At 45.6% G+C, this 6000-nt stretch carries 5 protein-coding genes; 2 read left to right on the forward strand and 3 right to left on the reverse strand.

Going from position 1 to position 6000, the window contains the following annotated elements:
• Positions 1-134: 134 nt before the first annotated feature.
• Together HGO26_RS04465 and HGO26_RS04470 are read left to right on the forward strand one after the other, a co-directional pair.
• Positions 135-1388: a dicarboxylate/amino acid:cation symporter gene (locus HGO26_RS04465; RefSeq protein ID WP_168823567.1), complete on the forward strand. Its 1254-nt coding sequence runs from the start codon at positions 135-137 to the stop codon at positions 1386-1388.
• A gap of 231 nt (positions 1389-1619) precedes the next feature.
• Positions 1620-1787: a hypothetical protein gene (locus HGO26_RS04470; RefSeq protein WP_168823570.1), complete on the forward strand. Its 168-nt coding sequence runs from the start codon at positions 1620-1622 to the stop codon at positions 1785-1787.
• Between the two features lie 166 nt (positions 1788-1953).
• On the opposite strand, the gene HGO26_RS04475 is transcribed toward HGO26_RS04470, so the two are convergent.
• From HGO26_RS04475 to HGO26_RS04485, 3 genes are read right to left on the reverse strand one after another with little or no spacing between them, the layout of a single operon-like run.
• A complete protein-coding gene (locus tag HGO26_RS04475) occupies positions 1954-3084 on the reverse strand; it encodes a sodium ion-translocating decarboxylase subunit beta (protein WP_168823572.1) in 1131 nt (376 codons plus the stop codon).
• Positions 3085-3092: 8 nt separating this feature from the next.
• On the reverse strand, positions 3093-4919 hold the full coding sequence (oadA, locus tag HGO26_RS04480) for a sodium-extruding oxaloacetate decarboxylase subunit alpha (protein ID WP_168823574.1): 1827 nt from the start codon (positions 4917-4919) through the stop codon (positions 3093-3095).
• Between the two features lie 11 nt (positions 4920-4930).
• Positions 4931-5197: an OadG family transporter subunit gene (locus tag HGO26_RS04485; protein ID WP_168823576.1), complete on the reverse strand. Its 267-nt coding sequence runs from the start codon at positions 5195-5197 to the stop codon at positions 4931-4933.
• Positions 5198-6000 lie beyond the last annotated feature (803 nt).

Consider the following 6000-nt stretch of genomic DNA (forward strand, 5'->3'; position numbering starts at 1 on the left):
CAATAGTTAACTATGGCAGGCAATAACCATGCGCATGACTGAGCGCGCGTTAACATCACGCTCAACTCGTTAAATACGAATCCTATCATCGCAGGCCTATTGGCTCACTCTTAATTTATTTTTCTGGAATATGCATGATCCTTCAAACCATTAGCCGCATTCCGTTTTGGCAAAAAGTCTTAGCAGGCTTTATTTTAGGTGCGCTCGTTGGCGTTATTTTAGGTGAAAACGCCACAGTGCTAAAACCATTAGGTGATCTGTTCATTGGGGCCATTAAGATGTTGGTCGCGCCTTTGGTATTTTGTGCCATTGTCGTGAGTATCACATCGCTCAACTCGCAAACCAGTCTGAAACGCCTGAGCTTGAAAACTTTGGGTATGTTCATGCTGACAGGCACAATCGCCTCTCTGATCGGCTTAGCTGTGGGCTCAATGATCGACATGGGTGGCACCATGCAACTCACAACGACTGAAGTACGCGAGCGTAATATTCCCGGTTTCGCACAAGTGTTGCTCGACATGATCCCTGTCAATCCTTTTGCTTCACTCGCTGAAGGCAATGTACTGCAAATTATCGTGTTTGCAGCTTTGGTAGGTATAGCTATCAATAAAGTCGGCGAGAAAGCAGAGCCATTAAAACGCACCATTGAAGCAGGTGCTGAAGTCATGTTCCAACTGACTCGCATGGTCTTAAAACTAACCCCTATCGGTGTGTTTGGTTTAATGGCTTGGGTTGTCGGTGAATACGGTTTATCGACTCTACTACCTTTAGGTAAGTTTATCGGGGCTATCTACATTGCCGCCTTTATCCACATCATCTTCGTTTATGGCGGGTTAGTGAAGTTTGTTGGTGGTTTAAGCCCACTGCAATTTTTCCGTAAAGCTATGCCAGCACAGTTAGTCGCCTTTAGTACTTCCTCAAGTTTTGGTACTTTACCTGCGAGTACTCGCGCAGTCGAAACCATGGGCGTATCAAAGCGTTATAGTGCCTTTGTGATGCCATTAGGTGCGACCATGAATATGGACGGCTGTGGGGGTATTTACCCTGCGATAGCCGCTATCTTCATCGCTCAAATTTACAATATTCCGCTCGACACACTGGACTATGTGATGATCGCCGTGACTGCGACAGTGGCTTCTGTTGGTACCGCTGGCGTACCAGGAAGTGCGATGGTGATGTTAACCGTCACCTTAGGTGTGATTGGTCTGCCACTAGAAGGCATTGCCTTTATCGCCGCGATTGACCGTATTATCGATATGATCCGCACAGCAACTAACGTGACGGGCGATATGATGACTGCTGTTGTGATTGGTAAATCCGAAAATGAACTCGATGAAGTACAGTTCTATTCGAACGACAATCAAGACGTTACACCAGTAAGTTCGTAGCAATAACAATACTGTATAAAAAGTATTAAGCTAAATCATCAGTACCATTGACCACAGTAAGAGACCGCTTCGGCGGTCTTTTTTATTATCCTGCAAACGGCCTTTAATCCGTCGGCTTTAAAGCCCCAATCAACCCTAACAGTCCTCATCTCCTGCAAAATAAGTTACTCAAATAAGATCAAGCTGTTAGACTCTAAAACCACTCTAACTCACACTTTAGCAGAACAGACAATGACGAGACTCTTCCTTATCCCGCTGATCCTATGTTTGTTTTGGGCGTTATTTTTAAAAGCCAACAAACTCACACTAAAACAAGGCCGACGAGGTTTTATCTACATTATCGGTATAGGTGGCGGGCTGATTTTAATCCTTATGGCATTACTCTGGTTAACGGCTTAGGTTAATACCAAGGATTCATTTTCTAAATTAGTGACTTAACAAAAAGCCAACTCAATACTGAGTTGGCCTTAGTGATAAAACAGCGTTAACGACTAGAATAAATTCGAAGATAAACCCGCTAAATTTACCCACTCAGTCAAGCCCAATCAGTTAACCCACTCTGTCATCAACCCAGCACGGCAAGTAAAATCCCCGCAGCCACAGCAGAACCTAGCACTCCCGCCACATTGGGACCCATGGCGTGCATTAACAAGAAGTTGTGTTGGTTGGCCTCTAATCCAACCTTGTTCACGACTCGTGCTGCCATAGGTACAGCCGACACCCCTGCGGCACCAATCAACGGATTAATCTTACCACCCGACAACTTACACATCAGTTTTGCCATCAATACACCTGCAGCAGTACCAATGCCAAATGCTAAAGCTCCCAATACCAAAATTCCTAAGGTTTCAAGCCGCAGGAATTGATCGGCAGATAACTTAGAACCGACAGCTAACCCTAAGAAAATCGTAACGATATTGATAAGCTCGTTCTGCGCCGTTTTCGATAATCTATCCACCACGCCCGATTCGCGCATCAAGTTACCAAGACAAAACATACCCACTAACGGCGTGGCTGCAGGTAGGAAGAGAATCGTTAATCCCAGTACCATCAAAGGGAAAATGATCTTTTCCTTCTTACTGACTTCGCGCAACTGCTCCATTTTAATTTCGCGCTCGGCTTGAGTTGTCAGTAACCGCATGATCGGCGGTTGAATAATAGGGACTAACGCCATGTAGGAATAGGCCGCTACCGCAATCGCACCCAATAACTCAGGCGCCAGTTTTGAGGCAAGGAAAATCGCCGTTGGTCCATCGGCACCGCCAATAATCGCAATGGCCGCCGCATCCTTCATGGTAAACTCAAATCCCGGCACTAAGTTCAGCGCGATTGCGCCAATCAGTGTCGCAAAAATCCCAAACTGCGCAGCCGCCCCTAACAACAGAGTTTTAGGATTGGCAATTAAGGCACTAAAGTCGGTCAGCGCGCCGACGCCCATAAAGATCAACAGTGGGAACACCCCAGTCTCAATCCCCACATGATAGGCGTAATACAGCATGCCACCTTCTTCGGTAAATCCCGCATGGGGAATGTTCGCCAGCACTGCACCAAAACCAATGGGCAACAATAGCAAAGGCTCAAATCCACGCACGATGGCGAGATACAAGAGCAAAGCGCCCACGGCCATCATTAACACTTGCCCGCCAGTAAAGTGAGCGATACCTGTCTCGGCCCAAAAAGCTATTAAACCTTCCATTATGACTCCTACGCCAAGGCCAGTAATTGAGAACCCACAGACACTGAGTCACCTTCTTTCACCCAAATCTTAGCGATAATGCCATCGCCCTGTGCACGAATTTCAGTTTCCATCTTCATCGCCTCAAGGATGATCACGACATCGCCTTCACACACTCTATCGCCTGGAGAAACATGCACTTTGAAGATGTTGCCCGACAAAGGCGCGCTCATTTCAAGCCTGATTTCACCATGGCTTGTTGCAGGTGTTGTACTCTCAGTCACAACTTGCACAGCATGAACACTTTGGCCCTGTGGCTGAATTTGCGAGATCTCACCGCCTGTGGCGACTTCAACTACGTACTCTTGCCCTTCGACAGTTACCGTGTAGGTTTCAGGACCACGATCCGCAGCATTAGAAGCAGCAAGTACCGAAGTCAATTCAGGTTTAGGCTCAAAGGCGCTCGGATCATCACGATTCTTTAAGAACTGCAATCCTATTTGTGGGAAGAGTGCATATGTCAGCACATCATCGTCATGCTCTGAAGATAGGCGAATGCCTTGTTCCTGTGCTTTATCAGCTAACTCAAGCCGTAATTTAGCCAGCTCTGGCGTTAATAAATCAGCAGGGCGACATGTAATGGCTTCGGCTCCTTGTAAGACTCTCGCTTGCAATGCGGCATTGACTGGCGCAGGTGTCGTGCCATATTCGCCCTTAAGCACGCCTTCAGTCTCTTTAGTCAGTGACTTATAACGCTCACCCATCAACACATTAATGACCGCCTGCGAGCCGACAATCTGCGATGTAGGTGTCACTAAGGGCAAAAAACCTAAGTCAGCACGCACGCGGGGAATTTCTTCCAAGACCAAGTCCATCTTATCGGCCGCGCCTTGTTCCTTTAGTTGGCTCTCCATATTGGTCAGCATGCCACCAGGCACTTGTGCACGTAAGATCCGCGAATCGATGCCTTTCAGCGCGCCTTCAAACTTAGCGTACTTCTTGCGCACCTCACGGAAATAAGCGGCAATCTCCTCAAGCAACACCATATCGTAACCCGTTGCACGCTCAGTATCTTCCACCATAGCGATAACGGTTTCAGTTGCAGTATGTCCATAGGTTTGACTCATCGACGAAATTGCCGTATCGAGCACATCGATACCCGCTTCAATGGCTTTCTGATAAGTGGCGGTACTTAATCCTGTCGTCGCATGGCAATGCATAGATAACACGAGTTGCGTTTGGGATTTGAGTCGACTGATAAGCTCAAACGCTTCCATCGGCTTAAGCAACCCCGCCATATCTTTGATACACAAAGAATCACATCCCATATCTTCGAGACGTTTTGCCATATCAACCCAAGTCTCTATGGTATGCACTGGACTTGTGGTGTATGAGATCGTCCCCTGCGCATGGCCACCAACTTGGCGCACCGCTTTCACCGCAGTTTCGAGATTACGAACATCATTCATTGCGTCAAAAATACGAAATACATCGACGCCATTGGTATGGGCACGCTCAACAAAACGCATGACTAAATCATCGGCATAATGGCGATAACCTAATAAGTTTTGGCCACGCAGCAGCATTTGCTGCGGCGTATCAGGCATTGCCTTTTTCAACTCACGAATTCTGTCCCAGGGATCTTCACCAAGATAACGAATACAGGCATCAAAAGTCGCCCCGCCCCAAGATTCCAGTGACCAGAAGCCGATCTTATCGAGTAGTGGCGCTATCGGTAACATGTCATCAATGCGTAAGCGCGTCGCTAAAATGGATTGATGTGCGTCCCGCAATACGACATCAGTTAAAAATAATGGCTTAGCCACTGCTGTCGTAGAATTAGATACAAAAGTCATACTGCTCCCCATTACTTAATCTGTGAACGATACTGCTTTACCGCTAGTGAAATCGCAGCGACCAAGCTTGGATCTAAAGGTTTAGCATCAGATTCCGCTACCCTCTGCTGACTCTTAGCATGATTTTTAGCAAAACGTGCAGATGCAGCATCGACTGCACACCAACGCGCAACCAAATGAATCCCAAGGATTAGTACACTTAAAAATAAATAAACTAAGCCCATCCCCAAAAACATAATGCCAACGGCATCCAATAAAGATTGTGTTACATCCTCCATAGCTCCCCTACCCCTTCCTCTCTAGATCCCTATCAACAGCGCGATTGCCCCAAAATCATCGCTATCGCATTACAAGTTCAAAATTCATCAAATGAACTGCTCACAAACGATGGTTCTTCCGTAAACAGACACATAGCGACCACCAACCAGAAAAATCGAATAAAAAATCACATTTCAAAGCTAACTAATCACACAACAAGAAAACCAGCTGAACTCAACCTGCTACGAACATAACCAATTGATAACAAAAAAACCATATCAGTGTAAATTGGTCTTACCAATATTAAGTAAATCCACAGACAGCAAGTTATTAATCCTCATAAATCGAGCGATTAATTCAATATTCCATAGTAAAACAAGCATAATATTGGATTTAAGCTGAAGTGATATCTTAGGCTAAAAAATGATTCCTAAATTGAAAACAACGAGCATAGGAATAAACCAAGTGAAAAAATATGCAAATTTAACAATCCAAGCTACTGCCATCTGACTAAGTGGCAAAATAAAAAGAATATTGTTCTGAAGACATTGTTTGAAGAAGAGGAATGGGTTCAATTCAGCAAATTAAATCATCGGTTTTGACAACTTAAATGCCCCCTAGATACCAACACAGAGAAGTGCCTAACAATACGGTTGGTGTATGGAACAGCTATCTTAAAAGATAAGTAACAGTGCTACCTGAGGTAGACCTCAGGCGTCTAGTTATGCGCAGGATTAAGCAATAGGACGAGAACAAAATGAGAAATCCTAGGATCGACAAAGAATTCAGTAATTGAAATGGCTAGTGAGCTGGTGAGCTGGTG

Origin of the sequence: Shewanella oncorhynchi, assembly GCF_012584455.1 — a bacterium.
Classification (GTDB): domain Bacteria; phylum Pseudomonadota; class Gammaproteobacteria; order Enterobacterales; family Shewanellaceae; genus Shewanella; species Shewanella oncorhynchi.